This is a genomic window from Bradyrhizobium rifense (genome assembly GCF_008123425.1).
Lineage (GTDB): Bacteria > Pseudomonadota > Alphaproteobacteria > Rhizobiales > Xanthobacteraceae > Bradyrhizobium > Bradyrhizobium rifense.
Genome location: NZ_VSSS01000027.1, coordinates 78,158 through 98,989, shown reverse-complemented (window position 1 = coordinate 98,989; position 20,832 = coordinate 78,158). Strand labels below are relative to the sequence as shown.

Annotated in this window: 20 protein-coding genes; 15 read left to right on the top strand and 5 right to left on the bottom strand. The window is 64.2% G+C overall.

The genetic code is table 11. The features are described 5' to 3' along the window. Positions 1–190 precede the first annotated feature (190 nt). On the top strand, positions 191–2,407 hold the full coding sequence (locus tag FXB40_RS17895) for a SulP family inorganic anion transporter (RefSeq protein WP_148773512.1): 2,217 nt from the start codon (positions 191–193) through the stop codon (positions 2,405–2,407). Between the two features lie 9 nt (positions 2,408–2,416). On the opposite strand, the gene FXB40_RS17890 is transcribed toward FXB40_RS17895, so the two are convergent. Further along, positions 2,417–2,782, bottom strand: coding sequence for a nuclear transport factor 2 family protein (locus tag FXB40_RS17890; protein WP_148773508.1), 366 nt, complete (start codon positions 2,780–2,782; stop codon positions 2,417–2,419). A 35-nt stretch (positions 2,783–2,817) separates the two neighbouring features. Continuing rightward, positions 2,818–3,699, bottom strand: coding sequence for an NAD(P)H-binding protein (locus FXB40_RS17885; protein ID WP_148773507.1), 882 nt, complete (start codon positions 3,697–3,699; stop codon positions 2,818–2,820). A gap of 187 nt (positions 3,700–3,886) precedes the next feature. Here FXB40_RS17885 and FXB40_RS17880 point away from each other — a divergent pair, with 187 nt between their 5' ends. Continuing rightward, positions 3,887–4,645 (top strand): AraC family transcriptional regulator, encoded by a 759-nt coding sequence (locus FXB40_RS17880; protein WP_187436950.1) that lies wholly within the window; start codon positions 3,887–3,889, stop codon positions 4,643–4,645. A gap of 10 nt (positions 4,646–4,655) precedes the next feature. Here the strand turns inward: FXB40_RS17880 and FXB40_RS17875 are convergent, their stop codons facing one another. Further along, positions 4,656–6,149, bottom strand: a complete 1,494-nt coding sequence (locus FXB40_RS17875; protein ID WP_148773505.1) for an NAD-dependent succinate-semialdehyde dehydrogenase — start codon at positions 6,147–6,149, stop codon at positions 4,656–4,658. Between the two features lie 109 nt (positions 6,150–6,258). Beyond that, positions 6,259–6,579, bottom strand: coding sequence for a hypothetical protein (locus FXB40_RS17870; protein ID WP_148773504.1), 321 nt, complete (start codon positions 6,577–6,579; stop codon positions 6,259–6,261). A 340-nt stretch (positions 6,580–6,919) separates the two neighbouring features. Here FXB40_RS17870 and FXB40_RS17865 point away from each other — a divergent pair, with 340 nt between their 5' ends. Together FXB40_RS17865 and FXB40_RS17860 are read left to right on the top strand one after the other, a co-directional pair. Beyond that, positions 6,920–8,113 carry a serine hydrolase domain-containing protein gene (locus tag FXB40_RS17865; protein WP_187436949.1) on the top strand — a complete coding sequence of 398 codons (1,194 nt, stop codon included), beginning with the start codon at positions 6,920–6,922 and terminating at the stop codon, positions 8,111–8,113. Between the two features lie 98 nt (positions 8,114–8,211). Then, entirely contained in the window at positions 8,212–9,906 is a 1,695-nt protein-coding gene (locus tag FXB40_RS17860; protein ID WP_148773502.1) for an AMP-binding protein, read from the top strand. Between the two features lie 114 nt (positions 9,907–10,020). Here FXB40_RS17860 and FXB40_RS17855 read toward each other — a convergent pair whose 3' ends face one another. Beyond that, a complete protein-coding gene (locus tag FXB40_RS17855; RefSeq protein ID WP_148773501.1) occupies positions 10,021–11,022 on the bottom strand; it encodes an adenosine kinase in 1,002 nt (333 codons plus the stop codon). Positions 11,023–11,147: 125 nt separating this feature from the next. Between FXB40_RS17855 and murJ the strand changes: the two genes are divergently transcribed. The 11 genes from murJ to ybeY all read left to right on the top strand — a co-directional run bounded on the left by murJ (position 11,148) and on the right by ybeY (position 20,831). After that, on the top strand, positions 11,148–12,680 hold the full coding sequence (gene murJ, locus FXB40_RS17850; RefSeq protein WP_148773500.1) for a murein biosynthesis integral membrane protein MurJ: 1,533 nt from the start codon (positions 11,148–11,150) through the stop codon (positions 12,678–12,680). A gap of 94 nt (positions 12,681–12,774) precedes the next feature. Then, entirely contained in the window at positions 12,775–13,827 is a 1,053-nt protein-coding gene (gene trpS, locus FXB40_RS17845; RefSeq protein ID WP_148773499.1) for a tryptophan--tRNA ligase, read from the top strand. A gap of 108 nt (positions 13,828–13,935) precedes the next feature. Continuing rightward, a complete protein-coding gene (locus tag FXB40_RS17840) occupies positions 13,936–14,430 on the top strand; it encodes a universal stress protein (protein WP_148773498.1) in 495 nt (164 codons plus the stop codon). 159 nt (positions 14,431–14,589) lie between these two features. Then, positions 14,590–15,159, top strand: a complete 570-nt coding sequence (locus FXB40_RS17835) for a NifU family protein (RefSeq protein WP_148773497.1) — start codon at positions 14,590–14,592, stop codon at positions 15,157–15,159. Between the two features lie 152 nt (positions 15,160–15,311). After that, the gene (gene tsaB, locus FXB40_RS17830; RefSeq protein WP_148773496.1) at positions 15,312–16,007 is read left to right on the top strand and encodes a tRNA (adenosine(37)-N6)-threonylcarbamoyltransferase complex dimerization subunit type 1 TsaB; all 696 of its coding nucleotides are present in this window, start codon (positions 15,312–15,314) and stop codon (positions 16,005–16,007) included. Beyond that, positions 16,004–16,489: a ribosomal protein S18-alanine N-acetyltransferase gene (gene rimI / locus FXB40_RS17825; protein ID WP_148773495.1), complete on the top strand. Its 486-nt coding sequence runs from the start codon at positions 16,004–16,006 to the stop codon at positions 16,487–16,489. Before tsaB ends, rimI begins: the two co-directional genes overlap by 4 nt. A 38-nt stretch (positions 16,490–16,527) precedes the next feature. Beyond that, on the top strand, positions 16,528–16,983 hold the full coding sequence (locus FXB40_RS17820; RefSeq protein ID WP_148773494.1) for a Fur family transcriptional regulator: 456 nt from the start codon (positions 16,528–16,530) through the stop codon (positions 16,981–16,983). 4 nt (positions 16,984–16,987) lie between these two features. Further along, positions 16,988–17,668: an HAD family hydrolase gene (locus tag FXB40_RS17815; protein WP_148773493.1), complete on the top strand. Its 681-nt coding sequence runs from the start codon at positions 16,988–16,990 to the stop codon at positions 17,666–17,668. A 137-nt stretch (positions 17,669–17,805) separates the two neighbouring features. Continuing rightward, positions 17,806–19,200, top strand: a complete 1,395-nt coding sequence (gene miaB / locus FXB40_RS17810) for a tRNA (N6-isopentenyl adenosine(37)-C2)-methylthiotransferase MiaB (protein WP_148773492.1) — start codon at positions 17,806–17,808, stop codon at positions 19,198–19,200. A gap of 64 nt (positions 19,201–19,264) precedes the next feature. Further along, positions 19,265–20,260 (top strand): PhoH family protein, encoded by a 996-nt coding sequence (locus tag FXB40_RS17805; protein ID WP_148773491.1) that lies wholly within the window; start codon positions 19,265–19,267, stop codon positions 20,258–20,260. 61 nt (positions 20,261–20,321) lie between these two features. Beyond that, complete coding sequence (gene ybeY / locus FXB40_RS17800; RefSeq protein ID WP_148773490.1) at positions 20,322–20,831, top strand: rRNA maturation RNase YbeY; 510 nt, start codon at positions 20,322–20,324, stop codon at positions 20,829–20,831. Position 20,832 lies beyond the last annotated feature (1 nt).

The following is a 20,832-nucleotide window of genomic DNA, read 5'->3' as shown; positions in this document are numbered from 1 at the left end:
TAGGGCGTTCGCCGGGACGACACTGAGTGTGAGGCTACCATTTCGGTTTTCCGTCCACCATATGATTGACCGTTCACACGCGGATTGCCGCGGAACTGTCGGATACTTCATATTTGCAAGAATCCTGTTGCGCTAGGCTCGTAGTCGTCTACCTCTCCGGACAGGACATTTCATGAGCGAGTTTCAGGACGTGACAGATCCGGCAATTGGCTTTGATCCGGTCGCTGGGATCAACCCGTCCGTCAAGCGTGCGCTGAATGATATGCTGGGCGGAGGTGCTGCGAGCATCCTCACCGTCACGTTCGGGCTGTCCTATTCGCTGCTGATCTTCGCCGGCCCGCTCTCGCCCTATCTGTCCTACGGCATCGCAGCGACCTTCATCAGCTCGGCGGTGCTTGCCGCCGTGATTGGCCTCGGCAGCTCGCTTCCCTTTACGATCGCCGCCCCCGACAGCTCGACCGCGGCCGTCACAGGAATTCTGGCGGCCTCGCTGGTCGAGCACATCGAAACGGCCAATCTCTCGGCCCCGCTGCTCTCGCCGGTCCTGATCACGCTCGGCCTGTCGACCGTGCTCACTGGCGTCGTGCTGTGCGGGCTGGGCCTGACGCGGCTGGGCCGCGCCATCCGCTACGTGCCCTATCCCGTGGTCGGCGGCTTCCTCGGTGCCACCGGACTTCTCATCGCCCTCGGTGCGGTCAGGGTCATCACCAATTACCCGGTGCAGCTCTCGACACTGCCGCGCTTCGCCAACGGCACCACGCTGCTGGAGCTCGGCGCCGCCTGCGCCATGGCGCTGGTGCTGTACCTGACCTGGCACCGCTCACGGAATCCGTTCGGTCTGCCGATCATCCTGGTCGGCGGCGTGGTCACGGCACATCTGGCGTTCTGGATCTCGGGTGTCTCGCTCGACGGGGCACGCAGTATGGGCTGGACGTTTCAGCCGCCGCCGCAGGCGGCGTTCATGCTGCCCTGGCACACCGGCGAACTCGCCCAATATCCCTGGTTTGCCGTGCCCGACCTGCTCGGCAATCTCGTCGCCGTCATCTTCGTCACCGCGTCGAGCACGCTGTTCAACACCACCGGCATCGAGGTCGCCGTGCACCGCGAGGCCAATCTGGAGCGCGAGTTGAACGTCACGGGCGCGGCCAACATCCTCTCCGGCGTGCTCGGCGGCTACACCGGCTGCAGCTCGATCAGCCGCTCGATCCTGAATTTCTCCAGCGGCGGCCGCGGACGGCTGTCCGGCCTCACCGCCTCGGTGCTGTCGCTGCTGATGCTCGCCATCGCGCCCGAGCTGCTCGGCTTCATTCCGAAATTCGTGCTTGGCGGCCTGCTGCTCTATCTCGGCGCCGACCAGCTGCACAAATGGATCATCGAGTCGCGCAAGCGGCTTTCGAAGCTCGAATATCTGTCGCTGGTGGCCATCATCGTCATCATCGTGGCCTGGGGCTTCGTGCCGGGCATCCTGATCGGGGTCATCATCGGCTGCGCGACCTTTGCCTTCAGCGCGGCGCGGGTGGAATCGATCAAGTACAGTTTTGACGGCTCCGAATACCGCTCCTCGCTCGACCGCTCGCGCGACGACCAGGAGGTGCTGCTGGCCCATGGCGGCAAGATCCAGGGCCTCAATCTGCAGAGCTATCTGTTCTTCGGCTCCGCCAACCGGCTCTACCAGCACGTCAAGCAATTGCTCCATGAGCGCCCGGAGTGCCGCTATCTGCTGTTCGACTTCAAGCTCGTCACCGGTGTGGATTCGTCGGCAGCCTACAGTTTCGCCCAGATCAAGCGCAGCGCAGCCGATCTCGGCGTCGAGCTGATCCTGGTGCATCTGTCGGTCGCGGCCGAGAAGGTGCTGCGCTCCAGCGATTTCGTTGGCGGCAGCGTCACCATCATCCCCGAGCTCGATCGTGCGCTGGAATGGTGCGAGAACGAACTGATCTCGCAGCACCAGGGCCTGGCGCAGGAAGAGGCCAGCCTGCGCGACTGGTTCACCGGCATTCTCGACAGCGAGGACGACGCCGACGAGCTGATCCGCCGCTGCCAGCGCATCGAGGTCGAAGCCGGCGAGGTCATCGTGCAGGCCGGCGATCCCGCCGATTCCATGCACTTCATCCTCGACGGCCGCGTCGGCATCATGGTCCCCGCCGAGGACGACCGCACCACGCGCGTGCGCAGCCTGGGCCGCTACACCACGATCGGCGAGATGGGCCTGGTGTCACAGACCCCGCGCAGCGCCACCATCCAGGCCGAGGTCGACAGCGTGCTCTACGTGCTGAACACGCACCAGTTCGACGCGATCCGGGAAGAAGACCCCGCGCTCAGCCACAAGCTGCTGACGTATTTCGTGTCGGTGATGGCGGAGCGGCTGACATTTGCGAACCGGACGATCGCGGTGCTGCGGCGATAGGGCTTCGAACTACTGGTCCCGCGGATTTACAAATCCATGAAGCTGCCGGATGCGGTCTCCATCCAGGACCGCCATGTCGATGCCGGTGGCAGCCGGCGTTGCGGCTCCGAGCGCGGCCAGTGTCCAGCCAAACAGGGCCTGATCGTGATGCGCATTCACGCGGCCCGCCAATGTGAAACGCAAATCCGGAACCCTTGCCTGCAACGCTTCCACCAGGCGCTCGATTGCATCCCGTCCGGCGACCGAGTCGTTCGGGTCGATATAGACGCATTCGTCGCTAAAAACCTTGTCGATCAGCAGCCGGCGTTTCCCGGCATCGCGCTCGTTCCAAACGGCGATGTAGTCCTGGACGAGATTTGTCACCTGTTCGCTCATTCTGTTTCCTTCCTAGTCACATCCATGCCTGTCACCTACGCGAGGGTGTCACGAACCATCGTGTCCAGGCTGCTCGCGGTGACACCCAGCAGTTTCTCTGTCTCGTCGGCGTCGAGCAGCAGCGGCTTTTCGAACAAATAGGCCATCTCGATTCCCTCGCTGAAGCCGATGGTTTCCAGATCGGCTGCGGTGAGGCGTAGCAGGTTTGGAACGTCGATCTTCAGCGCGGCCGCGAATCGTCGCACCAGCTCGCGTACGGATGCGGACTGCGACGGCACATGAAAGGCGCGGCCCCATTCTCCGGTGAAGCGCGCTGCGGCGACCAGCGTCTTCGCGGTGTCCTTGGTGAACGACCAGGCATGCGCCATATCGGGATCGCCAAGGAAAGAGACCGGCTCGTTCTTGAGCAGCGACGGCAATGCCAACAGTGAGAAATACGCGACCGCATCCTTGCCCAGATAGTCGCTTGCACGGACCTCGACGGCAGGAACGTTCGATCGCAGCGCGCGCTGCCACATGATGTGGCGCGTCGTTCCCTTTCGGGTGGTCGGGTCCGGCTCCAGGTCGGGAGTGAGAGGGCTCACAGCTCCCGCGCCATAGCCGTAGACGTTCCCGACCACGAGCAGCCTGGCGCCAACCTGTTCGGCCGCCTTGACCGTTCCGTCCATGATCGGAAAGAAATCGGTCGGCCATCGATGATAGGCCGCCATCGCGCACATGAAGATCGCATCCGCGCCCTTGCTGAGCGCCGCGAGCTGAGCGGCATCGGTGGCATCCGACGAAACCGTACGCACATCCCCGGCATCGAGCGACCCGGCATTCCTGCTGGTGAGGATGACGCTGTGTCCTTCCTCTGCCAGAAGACGAGCCGTCTCGCGCCCAACGGGACCGGCTCCGACGATCACGTAATGACTCACTTTGCATCCTCATTTACCACAAAACGACAGATGAGTTCTTTGACGCCGGCCCCGTTGAAAATCGCGCACGATCCGCCAAATATCGATCACGTTCCGCCAAGCCTTTGGAGCCCGAAGATTCTGGAGCCTGCCCATGCCTGCGAGATCGAATTGGGCGCCAACATCGACCGGCAGCACCGCCGCAGCCATGCGCACCGAGCCGGATTTCGTTGCGCTGGACCCGATCGGCGATCACCGGATCATCATCCACCTCAGCCCTACGACGCGCACAATTTGTCTCGAGACCGGAGACAAATTTCTGCGTCAGGCCGGCGATATCAATGTGATTCCGTCCGGCGCCGTCGGCGGCTTCGTTGCGGAAACGCCCTACCAGTCGCTTCAGATCCGGCTCGCGCCGGGCATGCTGGATCATGCGGCATCAAAGAGCCGGCAATTGGCATCCGCGCGGCTCGCGCACCATCACATGCTGAGGAATGACCGCATCGTTCTGCTTGGGCAGGCTCTCGAAAGCGACGTCAAGGCAGGCTCGCCGAGCGGCCCGCTGTTTGCCGAGAACGTTGGGATGGCCCTGGCGGTCGAGTTGCTCAACCTGGCGAATGATCCGCTTGATAAGGCCGTTCGCCTATCGAACTCGCAACTCCAGAGAGTTCTGGCCTATATCGATGCAAACCTCGACCAGCCGCTCACCATCGACATTCTCTGCCGCGAGGCCGGCGTCAGCAGCTCACATCTGCGGACCTGGTTCAAGGCGGCCACGGAGGTCACGATTCATCGCTACATCCTGAGACGGAGGTTGGAGCACGCACGCCAGCTCCTCCTCCAGGGCGATCGCAAGCTCAGCGACATCGCCCTGGAAGCAGGCTTTTCCCATCAGTCCCACCTGGCTAAATGGATGCGCCGCGAGTTCGGGCGCAGTCCTGGTGAACTGCGCCGAAGCAAGAACTGATTGGGGGTCCTCACACCCCCGCCATCATCACGTATTTGATCTCGAGATATTCTTCCATGCCGTGGCGCGAGCCTTCACGGCCCAGGCCGCTTTCCTTGACGCCGCCGAAGGGCGCGACTTCGGTGGTGATGAGGCCGGTGTTGACGCCGACCATGCCGGATTCCAGTGCTTCGGCCACGCGCCAGACGCGGCCGAGATCGCGGGAATAGAAGTACGATGCCAGGCCAAACGGCGAGGCGTTGCACATCGCGATCACGTCGGCTTCATCCTTGAAACGGATCACCGGCGCGAGCGGGCCGAAGGTTTCCTCCTGCGAGACCAGCGAGTCCGGATTGACGTCGGCGAGCACGGTCGGCTCGAAGAAGGAACGTCCGAGCTCGCTGCGCTTGCCGCCGGTGACGACCTTGGCGCCGCGCTTGACGGCATCGGCAATGTGGCGCTCGACCTTGTCGATCGCCTTCATGTTGATCAACGGGCCCTGCGTGACGCCGGCTTCGGTGCCATCGCCGATCTTCATCGCCGAGACCTTCGCCGACAGCTTCTTGACGAACTCGTCGTAGATCTTGTCCTGGGCGTAGATGCGGTTGGCGCAGACGCAGGTCTGGCCCATGTTGCGGTATTTCGAGACGATCGCGCCCTCGACTGCGGCGTCGATGTCGGCATCGTCGAACACCACGAACGGTGCGTTGCCGCCGAGCTCGAGGCCGAGCCGCTTCACGCCGACGGAAGCCTGCTGGTAGAGGATCTTGCCGACGGCGGTCGAACCGGTGAAGCCGACAAAGCGCACCGCCGGATGCTCGCACAGCACCTTGCCGATCGGCGGCGCGTCACCGGTGATGATGTTGAGCACGCCCTTGGGGATGCCAGCCTTCTCGGCAAGCACGGCCAGTGCCAGAGCCGACAGCGGCGTCTCGTTGGCGGGCTTCAGCACCACGGTGCAGCCCGCGGCCAGCGCCGGCGACACCTTTCGGGTGATCATCGAGTTCGGGAAATTCCACGGCGTGATCGCGCCGCAGACGCCGATCGGCTGCTTGATCGCAAGCAGGCGCGCATCGGGCCGTTGCGACGGGATGGTCTCGCCATAGACGCGGCGGGCTTCCTCGGCGAAGAACTCGATATAGGCGGCACCGATATCGACCTCGCCGAGCGCTTCCGACAGCGGCTTGCCCTGCTCGGAGGTGAGGATCAGCGCGAGGTCCTCGCGGTTGGCGGTGATCAGCTCGAACCATTTGCGCAGGATGTTGGAGCGCTGCTTGGCGGTATGCTTGGCCCAGGCCGGGAAGGCGCGCTGGGCGGCTTCGACCGCCTTGGTGGTGTCGTCCGCGCCGAGCTGCGGGACCTTTGCGATCTCGACGCCCGTGGCGGGATTGTTCACGGCAAAGACCGGCGCGCCGACCCAGGCGCCGTCGATGTAGCAGGCCTCCTTCAGGAGCGAAGGGTCCTTCAACCGGTCACGCAGGGTGGCGGTGGCGTGCTGGGCGCGTGCGGCGGCGGTCGGCGTCATGGCGTTACTCCATCGGGCGGTTAATCGGCCCGGAATATAGGGACAGACGGTGCGCAATGCACCGTCCCGCAACGCACATCTGCCGGCAGCTAAACTCGGAGCGCCAAGGTTACGCCGCGCCGCTCATATAGGTCTCGCGGCGGCCGATCATACGCTCGGCGGCGGCCTTGGCATCGGCCTTCGAGGAGGTCGCACAGGTCCGATATTCGAGATCGGGCGCATCGGAGGTGTCGCGGCGGCCGAACCAGGATTTTGAGCCGACCGGCAGCAGCGCCAGGGCCTGCGCCAGATTGTCGACCGCGCCGAAGGAATAGAGCGCGCCGGTGCCGGCGATGCGGACCTCGTAAATGCCGGGTGCGATCGGCGCTTCGAGATTGTCGCCCCGTCCGGGACGGGGATAGCGCTTCCATTCGCTCCAGGTCGAAATCATTTCAGGTCCCCTCGCGGCCGGTTAAGCGGCCGCCAAATTTGCTTCAAGTCTTAACGTCAGCCGCCCGTTGGGCCCGATGCTGAACGCCGCAACGCACAAAATGTTTCAAGTGCTTCAAACGCTCGAAACATATCGCCTGAGACCATCCATGGTCACGGTCAGTCGCGGCCATCCACCGCAGATTGTGAAGACGTGTTGCAAATCAGTCGTCCCGCGCCACGCCGGGACCGTCAAATCACGACATCGCGACCGGAGGCTGCATATCGCCACGCTTGCCGCGCAGCGGAGGCGGGAGGACAATCGGTCACTTCCAACAATAATCAAACCGGAGGAAACGCGTATGCAAAGCAAAGCTGAGATCGACGGGATTCTGAGCAAGACAAGCGACGCCAAGGAGATTCCCGGCGTTGTTGCGATCGCCGCGAGCGGCAACGAGGTTCTGTATCAGGGCGCGTTCGGCAAGCGCGATCTGTCCAAGCCCGATGCGATGACCGCGGACAGCGTGTTCTGGATCGCCTCGATGACCAAAGCGGTGACCAGTGCCGGCGCGATGCAGCTGGTCGAGCAGGGCAAGCTCTCGCTCGATGCGCCGATCGGATCGCTGCTGCCCGATCTCGCCAAGCCGCAGGTGCTGGAAGGCTTTGATGCCAAGGGCGAGCCAAAGCTGCGGCCGGCGAAGAGCGCGATCACGCTGCGCCAGCTGATGACCCACACCGCCGGCTTCGCCTACAACATGTGGAACGGCGACCTCGCGGTCTATCTTGAGAAGACCGGCATCCCTGCGATCACCACCTGCCAGAACGCCGCGCTGAAGACGCCTGTTATGACCGATCCCGGCACGCGCTGGGAATACGGCACCAATATCGATTTCGTCGGCAAAGCCGTGGAAGCCGTCAGCGGCAAGCGTCTTGACGCTTATCTGCGCGACAATCTCTTCGCGCCGCTCGGCATGTCCGACACCGGTTTCAAGATCACCGACGACATGCGCAAGCGCCTGGTCGGCATGCATGCCCGCGGCGAGGACGGCCAGCTCGCCGCGATCCCGTTCGAGCTCGAGCAGAACCCGGAATTCCACATGGGTGGCGGCGGCCTCTATTCGACCGCGGGCGATTACCTCAAGTTTACCCAGATGATCCTGAACAAGGGCCGCGGCAACGGCAACCAGGTGCTGAAGGCCGAGACGATCGCCATGATGGGGCAGAACCAGATGGGCGATCTCAACATGACCAAGCTCGCCACGGCGGCGCCGATCTACACCAACGACGTCGATCTCTATCCGGATCAGGTGAAGAAGTGGGGCCTCAGCTTCATGATCAACACCGCCAAGACCGCGGAAGGCCGCAGCGCCGGCAGCCTCGCCTGGGCCGGCCTCGCCAACACCTATTACTGGATCGACCCGGCGCGCGACGTCACCGGCGTGATCCTGATGCAGCTGCTACCGTTTGCGGATGCAAAATGTCTGCAGGCGTTCGCGGGATTTGAACGCGGCGTCTATGCCGGGCTAGATGCGGGCAGCGGGAAGAAGGCGGCCTGAGAGGCTGAGAACTCTCACCACACGTCATGGCCGGGCTCGTCCCGGCCATGACGACCGAGAGAGATCACGCCGACCATCTTTGACGAGAGGATTTCGATTTGGCGGATAAGAGCAACAGCTATGTTTGCGGCATCTCGGACACGCCGCTGCTCGGCGACACCATCGGTCGCAGTCTCGACCACGCCGTGCGGCGCTGGGGCAACCGTGAAGCACTGGTCTCGCCCAGCCACGGCGTACGATGGACCTGGAGGGAGTTTTCGGAGCGCGTCGACGCACTCGCTGCGGGCTTTCTCGCGCTCGGGCTCGAACGCGGTGAGCGGATCGGCATCTGGTCGCTGAACCGGCCGGAATGGACGCTGACCCAGTTCGCGGCGGCCAAGGCTGGCCTGATCCTGGTGACGATCAATCCCGCCTATCGGCTCAGCGAATTGGAATTCGCGCTGAAGAAAGTCGGCTGCGCGGCGATCGTCACCGCGACGGCATTCAAGACCAGCCAATACATGGAGATGCTCAACACGCTGCTGCCGGAGCTGGCGAGCGCAAAACCGGGACAGCTGCAGGCGGCGCGGCTGCCGGCTTTGCGGATGGTGATCCAGATCGGCGGACCTTCAGCGCCCGGCACGATCCCCTTCGAGGAGGTCGCACGCATGGGTGGGCCTGCGCATGGCGGACAGCTCGCCGCACTCGGCGCGGCGCTTCAGTTCGACGATCCCGTCAACATCCAGTTCACCAGCGGCACCACGGGATCGCCGAAGGGCGTGACGCTGACCCATCACAACATCCTCAACAACGGCTATTTCACCGGCCGCGCGATGCGCCTGACCGAGCAGGATCGCATCTGCATTCCCGTGCCGCTCTATCATTGCTTCGGCATGGTGATGGGCAACCTCGCATCCGTCACGCTCGGCACAACCATGGTCTATCCCGGCGAGGGCTTTGATCCGCTCGCGACGCTGCGCGCGATCGAGCAGGAGAAATGCACCGCGTTGTACGGCGTGCCGACCATGTTCATCGCGGAACTCGATCATCCCGAATTCGCGACGTTCAATCTGAAATCACTGCGCACAGGCATCATGGCCGGCGCGCCCTGCCCGATCGAGGTGATGAAGCGCGTCAACACCGAGATGAACATGCGCGAGGTCACCATCGCCTATGGCATGACCGAGACCAGCCCGGTCAGCTTCCAGAGCGCGACAGACGATCCGCTCGAGCGGCGCGTCTCCACCGTCGGGCGGATTCATCCGCACGTCGAGGTGAAGGTCGTCGATCTCGACGGCCGGATCGTCAAACGCGGCGAACGCGGCGAGCTCTGTACCCGCGGCTACAGCGTGATGCTGGGCTATTGGGAGGAGAAGGAAAAGACCGGCGACGTACTCGATGCCAACGGCTGGATGCACACCGGCGATCTCGCGACCATCGATGACGAGGGCTATTGCAACATCGTCGGCCGCATCAAGGATCTGGTCATCCGCGGCGGCGAGAACCTCTATCCACGCGAGATCGAGGAATTCTTGTACCGTCACCCGAAGATCCAGGACGTGCAGATCTTTGGCGTGGCCGACACCCGCTACGGCGAGGAGCTCTGCGCCTGGGTTCGTGTCAGGTCAGGCGAGACGCTGACCGCAGAGGAGGTCCGCGCCTTCTGCGATGGCCAGATCGCCCACAACAAGATCCCGCGCTACGTCGAGTTCGTCGACGAATTTCCGATGACCGTGACCGGAAAGATCCAGAAATTCGTGATGCGCGACGCGGTCGAGCAGCGGCTGGGGCTGAAGGCGGCGAAGACGGCCTAAATTGGCAACCCCGGCGTCATTGCGAGCGCAGCGAAGCGATCCAGAATCTTTCCGCGGAGGCAGACTGGATTGCTTCGTCGCTACGCTCCTCGCAACGACGGGGAGAAAGCGGAGTTAAACCGTCAGCCCGCGCTGCTGGGCCAGCTCCTTCAGCGACACCTGCGGGCGCGCGCCGATGTGCTGGATCACCTCGGCGGCCGCGAGCGCACCGAGTTCGCCGCATTGCTTGTGCGACAGATCGCGCGAGAGGCCGTACAGGAAGCCGGCCGCGAACAGATCGCCGGCGCCGGTGGTGTCGACCAATTGCGCGATGGGTGAGGCCGGCGCAGAAACGGCGTCCGTCGGCGTCACCACCACGCAGCCCTTCTCGCTGCGGGTGACCACGCCGAGCTTGACGTCGCTGCGCAGCTGCTTGAGCGCGGTGTCGAAGTCGGAGGTCTCGTAGAGCGAGTGCAGCTCGGATTCGTTGGCGAACACGATGTCGGCCGTGCCGTTGCGCATCAGTCCGAGAAATTCGTCACGGTAGCGGCCGACGCAGAAGGAGTCCGACAGCGTCAGCGCCACCTTGCGGCCGGCCTCGTGGGCAATCTTGGAGGCCTTCAGGAAGGCTTCCTTGGCGCCCGGCGGATCCCAGAGATAGCCTTCGAGATAGACGATCTTGGCGGCTGCGATCTCGGCCGGATCGATATCGGCGGGCGACAGATCCTGCGCCGCGCCGAGATAGGTGTTCATTGTGCGCTCGCCGTCGCCCGTGACCAGGATGTAGGAGCAGCCGGTGGCCGGGCCGTCTTTCGCGGCCGGCGTGTTGAAGGCGACGCCGGCGGCGCGGATGTCGTGGACATAGAGCTTGCCGATCTGGTCGTCCTTGACCTTGCCGACATAAGCGGCACGCGCGCCCAGGCTACCGATGCCGACGATGGTGTTGGCGGCCGAGCCGCCCGAGACTTCGGTCGCCGGGCCCATGTCGGCATAGATCGCGGCGGCCCGCGCCTCGTCGATCAAGGACATGCTGCCCTTGGTCATGCCGTGCTTGGCCAAAAAGGCTTCATCGGTCCGGACCAGCACGTCGAACAGCGCGTTGCCGATGCCGAGAACGTCATATTTCACGTCAGCCATTCACCTTGATCCTGTTTGCCGGATTGCGATACCCGCGGAAATCCGCTTCCTGTCGCCCTGAAATCTGGTCCGCGGCCTATCACGACCGGGCCTCCACGGGCAAGCAACGGTATTATGTCGGCACAATGATCCGCTCCTTCCTGACAGTCTCGACGGGAACACTGGCCTCGCGGCTGCTGGGCTTTGCCCGCGATTCCCTGATCGCGGCGCTGCTCGGCACCGGCGCCGTGGCGGATGCCTTTCTCGCCGCCTTCCAGCTCGTCAACGTGGTGCGGCGCCTGCTCAGCGAAGGGGCGCTGAATGCGGCCCTGATCCCGGCCTGGCTGCGCGTCCGTGACCGCGATGGCGAAGCGGCCTCCTCCGCGTTTGCGGGGCGGGTGCTCGGCACAGTCAGCGCGGCCCTGATCGTGATCTCGATTGCCATTGCCGTCGCAATGCCGCTGATCATCATGATCATCGCGCCGGGCTTCGTCGGCAGCCCCACGCTCGATCTCGCGGTCCAGAACGCACGGTTGATGCTGCCTTATCTGGCCTTTGCCGGTCCGGTCACGGTGCTGATGGGACTGCTGAACGCGCAAGGAAGATTTGCGCTCACGGCGTTCTCGCCGCTGCTGTTCAACATCGCGCTGATTGCAACAATCGCGATGCTGCTTGTCTGGCACGCCGATGCGTCCTTCGCCACATGGATGCTGGCGGCGACCGTCGGCATTGCCGGCCTGCTGCAACTCCTGATGCTGGCGTCGCAGCGAAGTGCGCATCTTGCGTCACCGTTGCGCGCAAGTTTCGACAAGGAGATGCGCGGCTTCTTCGCCAAGGCGATCCCCGGCATGATCGCAAGCTCGGGGCCGCAATGGCTGATGGTGGCCGGCGCAATCATCGCCTCGGCGACGCCGTCTGCCGTGTCCTGGCTCTATTTCGCCAACCGCCTGATCGAGCTGCCGCTCGGCATTGTCGGCGTCGCCATGGGCACGGTGCTGGTGCCGGAATTGACGCGCGCAGTGGGAGGCGGCGACCGTGAGGCCGTCGCGCATGCGGAATCTCGCGCGCTGGAGCTTGCGACCGGGCTGGCTCTGCCCGCCACGCTGGGCCTTGCCGTGCTGGCCGATCCTATCGTGCGGCTGTTGTTCGAGCACGGCGCGTTCAGCGCGGAGGACAGTACGGCAACCGCGCATGCACTGCTGTGGCTGGCGCTGGGCCTGCCGGCGCATGTGCTGATCAAGGCGCTGTCGCCGGCCTTCTTTGCCCGCAGCGACACGATGACGCCGCTGCTCGCAACCGCCAAAGGCTTTGTCGTCGCGGTCGCGCTCGCCGTCCTGCTCGGCCACTTCTTCGGCGCGAGCGGGGTCGCCGCGAGCATCGCCGCCGGCGCCTGGAGCAGCGCTGTCTCTTTGCTTCGGAACGGCACCAGCGAATTCGGCTTCTCGGTCGACGCCGCCGCCCGCAAACGGCTGCCGCGGATCGTGCTTGCGGCCGCCGCGATGGGCGCCCTGCTCTGGCTAACAGCGGGGCTGATGCCGGTCGAGGCCCACGGCCTCATCCGCTTCATTGTGCTGGGCTTGCAGATCGGCGCCGGAATCGCCGTCTACGGCCTGCTCCTGCAAATCCTCGGCGCGGTGTCCTGGCGCGAGGCGGTTAACGCCCTGAAGCGGCCCGCCTGACCGACCTCGGCCCGCGCGGGTTGATCGAATTACCCTTGACGGGGCAGCGCCGCTGTTGGAAACGACGGCCCGAATACCTCTGGGAACACTTGCCATGCCATTCGTTGAACGGGTTTTTTCGGGCGTCCAGCCGACCGGCAATCTGCACCTCGGCAATTACCTCGGCGCGATCGTCAACTTCGTGAAGATGCAAGAAACCCACAACTGCATCTATTGCGTCGTCGACATGCACGCGATCACGCAGGGCCTGGACGTCTGGGGCGGCCCGGCCGAGCTCGCGCGCAACACCCGCGAGGTGACCGCGGCGTTCATCGCCAGCGGCATCGATCCCAAGAAGCACATCGTGTTCAACCAGAGCCAGGTGTCCGGCCACGCCGAGCTCGCCTGGATCTTCAACTGCGTCGCGCGCATGGGCTGGCTCGGCCGCATGACCCAGTTCAAGGAGAAGGCCGGCAAGGACCGCGAGAACGCCTCGGTCGGGCTGTTCGACTATCCCGTGCTGATGGCCGCCGACATTCTGCTTTACCGCGCCACCCACGTTCCAGTCGGTGAGGACCAGAAGCAGCATCTTGAGCTCTCGCGCGACATCGCGCAGAAGTTCAACAACGACTTCGGCGATTCCATTCGCAGCCACGGCGCCAATGACGGCCTGTTCTTCCCGTTGCCGGAACCCTTGATCACGGGCCCGGCGACGCGCGTGATGAGCTTGCGCGACGGCACCAAGAAGATGTCGAAGTCGGATGCATCCGACAATTCGCGCATCAATCTGACCGACGATGCCGACACCATCGCGCAGAAGATCCGCAAGGCGAAGACCGATCCGGAGCCGTTGCCGAGCGAAGAGAAGGGCCTGGAAGCGCGTCCCGAGGCCGACAATCTCGTCGGCATTTTCGCCGCGCTCTCCGGCCGTTCCAAGGCCAGCGTGCTCACCGAGTTCGGCGGCGGGCAGTTCTCCAGCTTCAAGAACGCGCTGGCGGAGCTGTGCGTGACGAAGCTCGCGCCGATCGCCGGCGAAATGAAGCGCCTGGTCGCCGACCCCAGCCATATCGATACCATCCTGAACGATGGTTCCGACCGGGCCCGCGCCCTCGCCGGGGAGACCATGAACCTCTCCAAGGACATCGTCGGCTTCATCCGCCGTCGCTGATTATTGCGGTTGCGAACTTGGGCCTGCGCCACGGCGCGGGCCGCTTCGCCTCTCCCCAAGCGTGGGCGAGTATGGCAGCATGCTTCCCGTGCACTTTCCGGGACATGCATGACCAGCAAGCGACTTTGCTTCGAGCCGGGTCACAAGCCCAAATGCCTCGTCATCGTCGACGACACCGCCGAATGGGATCGCGCGGTCTATTACGCCAGCCGCTGGGCGATCCGCGCCGGCGGCGGCGTGGTGATGCTGCGCATCATCGAGATCGAGGACCAGAACCAGCAATGGCTGGGTGTCGCCGACATCATGCGCGCCGAGGCGCATGAAGCGGCGGAAGCCGCGCTCGACCGCGCCGCCGGCCGCGCCAACGGCATCGCCGCGATCACGCCGGAACGGCTCATCCGCGAGGGCGCCGCGATGGAGCAGCTGCTCGCGGTGATCGACGAAGACCCTGATATCGCCATGCTCGTACTCGCCGCCAGCCCCGGCGCGGAAGGGCCAGGCCCATGGGTGGCGCTGCTCACGCATGCGCTCGGCACGTTCCCGGTGCCGGTGACGATCATTTCAGGTGCGCTGAGCGACGGAAGCGTGGATTCGCTGGCGTAGCTGCCACTTACCCTCCCCTCCAAGGAGGATGGCACCGCCCTAACCCGCTGAAATAACAGCGGAACGGCCTCCCCTCCCCTTGACCGTGCGTTCGCCGTCGCCATCTGCTACTGGATGGAGTACGCGCCGGCCTTGAACCGGCGACGTCTGGAGAAAACCATGTTCATTCAAACCGAAGCCACCCCCAATCCCGCCACGCTGAAATTCATTCCCGGCCGCGTCGTTGTCGACGGCAGCCCGATGGAATTTGCGAGCCGCGAATCCGCAACGCGCTCACCGCTCGCGGAAAAGCTGTTCGAGGTGCCCGGCGTCACCGGCGTGTTCTATGGATCGGATTTCATCACCGTCACCAAGGCGAACGGTGAATGGCAGCAGCTCAAGCCCGCGATCCTCGGCGCCATCATGGAGCACTACATGTCCGGCGCGCCGCTGCTCGCCGGCGGCACGGTGCAAAGCGATGTCGATCTCGATGACGAAGACGAGTTCTTCGACGAGTCCGATGCCGAGACGGTCGACATGATCAAGGATCTGATCGAGACCCGCGTGCGGCCTGCCGTCGCCAATGACGGCGGCGACATCACCTTCCGCGGCTTCAAGGACGGCATCGTCTATCTCAACATGAAGGGCTCCTGCGCCGGCTGCCCGTCATCGACCGCGACACTCCAGCACGGCATCCAGAATCTGCTGAAGCACTTCGTGCCTGACGTGGTTGAAGTCCGGCCGATGTAATCTGGACGATCGACGCACTGAATTCCGTAATGCCCGGGCCTGTCCCGGGCATCCGCGTTTTGTGGCCGCAAAGTCGTGGATGGCTGGGTCAAGCCCGGCCATGACGGCAAGAACCTTGGGCATCATCCGATTGCCAATGCTATGATGGCTTTATGCTGATCCTTGCTCTCGACACCGCGCTGGAGGCGTGCGCGGCTGCCGTTCTGGACACCGACGCCGGCGAGCTCCTCGCGCAGGAGCAGTTGCTCATGAAGCGCGGCCATGCCGAGGCGCTGATGCCGATGATCGCGCGCGTGATGCAGTCGGCCAATCTCGCTTTCACGGCGCTCGACCGCATCGCGGTCACGGTCGGCCCCGGCAGCTTCACCGGCTTGCGCGTCGGCATTTCGGCGGCCCGCGGTCTTGCGCTCGCGGCCAAGCGGCCGGCTGTCGGACTGACGACCTTGTCGGCCTATGCGGCCGCCATTGTCGGCCAGAGCGGACCGGTGCCGGTGATCTCGGCGATCGATGCGCGGCACGACCACGTCTATTTCCAGATCGTGGCCGGTGACGGCAGCTTGCTGCTGCGGCCGGCCGTCGCTCCCATCGACGAGGCGATCGCAGCCTCGAAATTCGGCCCGCCGCATCTGGTCGGCAACGCCGCGAAAATTCTCGCCGAGCGCTGGCCGAAAGATGCGCCACAACCTGTTTCGATCGACGCGCAGCCCGCGCCCGACATCAGCTGGGTCGCCTGGCTCGGCGCCGCGGCAAATCCCGACACCAATCCGGCGCGGCCGTTCTATCTGAAGGCGCCCGATGCAAAGCCGGCGGCCCAGCCGCTGCTCGCAGCTCAAGCCGCAACGTCATGATGAGATGGCTTTCGGAATGGTGGCGCGGCGGCACCGCCGCCGTCGAACCGGCGTCCGCGCGCGACGCGGCGCGGCTGGCGCAGCTCCACGGCGCCTCCTTCGCGCACGGCTGGGGCGAGAGCGAGTTCGAGACCATGCTCAGCGAGCGCAACACACTCGTCCACCGCTTGCGGCTCGGTCGCAAGACGATCGGCTTTGCCGTGTCGCGGATCGGCGCGGACGAAGCCGAAATCCTCTCGGTCGCGGTCGACCAGTCCCATCGCGGCCGCGGCCTTTCCCGCACGCTGCTGATGACCCATCTCGGTCACCTCGCAGGGCGAGGCGTGCGCACGATATTTCTGGAGGTCGAGGAGAACAATCAGCCGGCACGACGGCTCTATGCGAGAGGCGGATTCGTGGTGGTCGGGCGCCGCGAACGCTACTATAAACAGGCCAACGGGGAACAATTGAACGCACTTCTGATGCGACGTGACTTGTCGTAATATTGATGGCAGAAAGCGCCCCGTCAGGCAGACATCACATGACTGGACTTAAACCCTCTCCCGCATCCAAGGCGTCCGGCATCGAGGCGCGCTGTGCCGCAACCGGCATGCGCATGACCGAGCAACGCCGCGTCATAGCCCGCGTGCTTGCGGAAGCGGTCGATCATCCCGACGTCGAGGAATTGTACCGGCGCTGCGTCGCGGTCGACGACAAGATCTCGATCTCGACCGTCTATCGCACCGTCAAACTGTTCGAGGATGCCGGCATCATCGAGCGTCACGATTTCCGCGAGGGCCGCGCACGCTATGAGACGATGCGCGACAGCCATCACGACCACCTCATCAATCTGCGCGACGGCAAGGTGATTGAGTTCACCTCGGAAGAGATCGAGAAGCTCCAGGCGGAGATCGCCCGCAAGCTCGGCTACAAGCTGGTCGATCACCGGCTCGAGCTCTATTGCGTTCCGCTCGACGACGACAAGCCGACATCCTGATCTCGTGGCCGTTGACCTCATCATCTTCGATTGCGACGGCGTGCTCGTGGACAGCGAGGTGATCTCCTGTCGCGCGCATGCGGATGTGCTGACCCGGCACGGCTATCCGATCACATCGGAGCAGGTGTCCGAGCGCTTCCTTGGCCGCTCGACAAAGCAGGCCAATCTCGAGATCGAAACCGAACTCGGCCGCAAGTTGCCCGAGGCCTATCACGGCGATCTGCAGGACGAGCTGTTTCGCGCATTCGAGGCCGACCTCGAAGCGATCCGCGGCATCCACGACGTGCTCGACGTCGTGACGCAATTTGTCTGCGTTGCCTCGAGCGGTTCGCATCCACGCATGCGGGTGAGTCTCGGACGCACGGGGCTCTACGAACGCCTCGCGCCGAACATCTTCTCGTCCTCGCAGGTGACAAACGGCAAGCCCGCACCGGACCTGTTCCTGTTTGCTGCGAAGGAAATGGGCGTCCCGCCCGAGCGCTGTGTCGTGATCGAGGACAGCCTTGCCGGCATCGCCGGGGCGCGGGCGGCCAGGATGAAAGTGCTCGGCTTTTACGGCGGCAGCCATTGCGGGGCCGGCCATGCCGAGACCCTGCGCCAGGCCGGTGCCGACCTGACCTTCTCGGACATGCATCAATTGCCCGAGCTGGTCCGGCAGGTCGCCGCGGACGCCCTGACGGGCTGAATCCGGCGCCAAACCTCCCGATTCCGCATTTCGCGGCTGCGTCGTACCTTGAAACGCCCCTTTCACGCCCCAATCGCTGGATTTTCGGGCCCCCAGCCTATATCTGAGGGCCGTCCTCCACCTCAATTCCGGGTTCCATGAAGCCGCCGCGCAAGCTGCACATCAAATCATATGGCTGCCAGATGAACGTCTACGATGCCCAGCGCATGGTGGACACGCTGGCTCCGGAAGGATTCGTGGAGACGGCCAACGCCGAGGACGCCGACCTCGTCATCCTCAACACCTGCCACATTCGCGAAAAAGCCTCCGAAAAGGTCTATTCCGAGCTCGGCCGCCTGCGCGTCGCCAAGGAAGAGGCCGCGCGCGAGGGCCGCGCCATGCAGATTGCGGTGGCAGGCTGCGTCGCGCAGGCCGAAGGCGAGGAGATCGTGCGTCGCGCGCCCACCGTCGACGTCGTGGTCGGTCCGCAGAGCTATCATCATCTGCCCGAGTTGTTGAAGCGCGCCGGCCATGAAGGCCGCGCGATCGAGACCGAGTTTCCGGCCGCGGACAAATTCGGCTTCCTCGCCCAGCCGAAGCCCGATGCGATCCGCGCGCGCGGCATTTCCGCTTTCGTCACGGTGCAGGAAGGCTGCGACAAGTTCTGCACCTTCTGCGTCGTACCCTACACGCGCGGCGCCGAAGTCTCGCGTCCGGTGGCAAAGATCGTCGACGACGTGAAGCGTCTCGCCGACAACGGCGTGCGCGAGCTCACGCTGATCGGCCAGAACGTCAACGCCTATCATGGCGACGGACCGGACGGAAAAAGCTGGGGGCTCGGCCAATTGCTGGAGCGCCTGGCCGAGATTCCCGGCGTCGCACGGCTGCGCTATTCGACCAGCCACCCCCGCGACGTCGATGACAGCTTGATTGCAGCCCATCGTGATCTCGCCGCACTGATGCCGTTCGTGCACCTGCCGGTGCAGTCGGGTTCGGACCGAATCCTGGCCGCCATGAACCGGAAACATACCGCCGATGATTATCGGCGTGTCATCGACCGTTTCCGGTCGGCGCGCCAAGACATTGCTTTTTCATCAGATTTTATCGTCGGCTTCCCCGGCGAGAGCGAGCAAGATTTTCTCGCCACACTCGCGCTTGTCACGCAAATCGGCTACGCTGCGGCATATTCGTTCAAATACTCCGCCCGGCCGGGAACGCCGGCCGCGGATATGCAGGAGACGGTTTCCCCCGTCGAGATGGACCAGCGATTGGAGCGGCTCCAGGAATTGATCGACAGCCAGCAATCGGCCTTCAACAAGGCTGCGATTGGCTCAACGGTCGACGTGCTGTTCGAACGTCCGGCGCGCAGGGAAGGCCAGATCGTCGGCCGCACCGCCTTCCTTCAACCTGCCCATGTCATGGCCTCGCCCGACATCATCGGACAGATCCTGCCGGTGCGGATCGACAGCCTCGAGCGTTACAGTTTCCTCGGCGAGCTCGCCACGCCGCGCACGCACGAGCCCGCTTTATCATTCATAGCCACTGGAGCCTGAACCCTTGCCAAAAAGCGCATCGGATTCGTCTTCTATCGCTCCCAGCCGCAAATTTGACCGCGACATGCAAGTTCCGCCCGAGACCCAGGTCGTCATCGACTTCGACGACAACCGCGCCGCATCCGCGCTGGTCGGACCCTATGGCCAGAATTTGGCGCAGATCGAGCGGCGGCTCGGCGTCGTCGTGGACTCCAAAGGCAATCACATCACCATCGGCGGCTCGCGCGATGGCTGCGATGCGGCGCGCCGCGTGCTGGAGACGCTCTACGCGCACGCCGTGAAGGGGCAGGATGTCGACCAGGGCGAGGTCGAAGGCGCGATTCGCGCGGTGATCGCGCAAGGGTCGCTGTTCGAGTTCGACGCCAAGTCAGCGAAGTCGACCTTCGACAGCATCAACTTGCGCAAGCGCCCGGTGCGCGCACGCACGGCTGCGCAGGACTCCTACATCCGCGCGCTGAAGCGCCATGAGCTCGTGTTCGGCATCGGCCCCGCCGGCACCGGCAAGACCTGGCTCGCGGTCGCGCATGCCGCGCAATTGTTCGAGCGCAAGGAGGTCGACAAGATCATCCTGTCGCGTCCGGCGGTCGAAGCCGGCGAGCGGCTGGGCTTCCTGCCCGGCGACCTCCGCGAGAAGGTCGATCCGTATCTGCGCCCGATCTACGACGCGCTCTACGACCTCATGGACGCACGCATCGTCGAACGCGCATTGCAGACCGGCGAGATCGAGATCGCGCCGCTCGCCTTCATGCGCGGCCGTACGCTGACCAACGCCGCGATCATCCTCGATGAGGCGCAGAACACGACATCGATGCAGATGAAGATGTTCCTGACCCGTCTCGGCGAGAACAGCCGCATGATCGTGACCGGCGATCCCTCGCAGATCGATCTGCCGAACGGCCAGACCTCGGGACTGGCCGAAGCAACCCGGCTTCTGAGCGGCGTCGAAGGCATTGCGCAAGTTCATTTTAAAGCCGAGGACGTGATCCGCCACGAGCTCGTGGCGCGGATCGTCTCTGCCTATGAAGGGCAGCCGCAGCGGCCGGCCGCCGGTAAATCCTGACGGGACAACAGCCGGACCCTGCGGGCGCGGACGAAGCGCCCTTTCGTTCCGAACAAAGACAATGTCACATCCCAACCTTCCCATGACCGAGGTTCTCGTCGTCGCCGATTGCTGGCAGAGCGAGCCCGATGCCGAAACCGTGATCCAGCGCGCCGTCGCGGCCGCCGCCGAATCCGTCGATGAAGATGTCGCGGAGGCGGAAGTGGCTGTGATGCTGACCGATGATGCCGGCATCCGCACGCTCAACAGCAACTGGCGGGGCATGGACAAACCGACCAACGTGCTGTCGTTTCCCGCGCTCCAGCCGGAGGGCGAGTGGAAGCCGGGCGATGCGCCGCGCATGCTCGGCGACATCGCGATCGCCTACGAGACCATGCGGCGCGAGGCGGACGAGGAACACAAGCCGTTCGACCATCATTTGAGTCATCTCGCGGTGCATGGCTTCCTGCATCTGATCGGCTACGATCACGAGAACGACGACGACGCGGAAGAGATGGAAACGCTCGAAACCGAGATCCTGGCTCACCTCGGCATCCCCGATCCCTATGCAGACCGCACGGGGACGCACTGAG

Coding starts and splice junctions, on each gene's coding strand:
- FXB40_RS17890 (WP_148773508.1), bottom strand. CDS start 2,782: ATGAGCGAACAGGTGACAAATCTCGTCCAGGACTACATCGCCGTTTGG.
- FXB40_RS17880 (WP_187436950.1), top strand. CDS start 3,887: ATGCGCACCGAGCCGGATTTCGTTGCGCTGGACCCGATCGGCGATCAC.
- FXB40_RS17875 (WP_148773505.1), bottom strand. CDS start 6,149: ATGACGCCGACCGCCGCCGCACGCGCCCAGCACGCCACCGCCACCCTG.
- FXB40_RS17870 (WP_148773504.1), bottom strand. CDS start 6,579: ATGATTTCGACCTGGAGCGAATGGAAGCGCTATCCCCGTCCCGGACGG.
- FXB40_RS17865 (WP_187436949.1), top strand. CDS start 6,920: ATGCAAAGCAAAGCTGAGATCGACGGGATTCTGAGCAAGACAAGCGAC.
- FXB40_RS17855 (WP_148773501.1), bottom strand. CDS start 11,022: ATGGCTGACGTGAAATATGACGTTCTCGGCATCGGCAACGCGCTGTTC.
- murJ (WP_148773500.1), top strand. CDS start 11,148: ATGATCCGCTCCTTCCTGACAGTCTCGACGGGAACACTGGCCTCGCGG.
- trpS (WP_148773499.1), top strand. CDS start 12,775: ATGCCATTCGTTGAACGGGTTTTTTCGGGCGTCCAGCCGACCGGCAAT.
- FXB40_RS17840 (WP_148773498.1), top strand. CDS start 13,936: ATGACCAGCAAGCGACTTTGCTTCGAGCCGGGTCACAAGCCCAAATGC.
- FXB40_RS17835 (WP_148773497.1), top strand. CDS start 14,590: ATGTTCATTCAAACCGAAGCCACCCCCAATCCCGCCACGCTGAAATTC.
- tsaB (WP_148773496.1), top strand. CDS start 15,312: ATGCTGATCCTTGCTCTCGACACCGCGCTGGAGGCGTGCGCGGCTGCC.
- rimI (WP_148773495.1), top strand. CDS start 16,004: ATGATGAGATGGCTTTCGGAATGGTGGCGCGGCGGCACCGCCGCCGTC.
- FXB40_RS17820 (WP_148773494.1), top strand. CDS start 16,528: ATGACTGGACTTAAACCCTCTCCCGCATCCAAGGCGTCCGGCATCGAG.
- miaB (WP_148773492.1), top strand. CDS start 17,806: ATGAAGCCGCCGCGCAAGCTGCACATCAAATCATATGGCTGCCAGATG.
- FXB40_RS17805 (WP_148773491.1), top strand. CDS start 19,265: ATGCAAGTTCCGCCCGAGACCCAGGTCGTCATCGACTTCGACGACAAC.
- ybeY (WP_148773490.1), top strand. CDS start 20,322: ATGTCACATCCCAACCTTCCCATGACCGAGGTTCTCGTCGTCGCCGAT.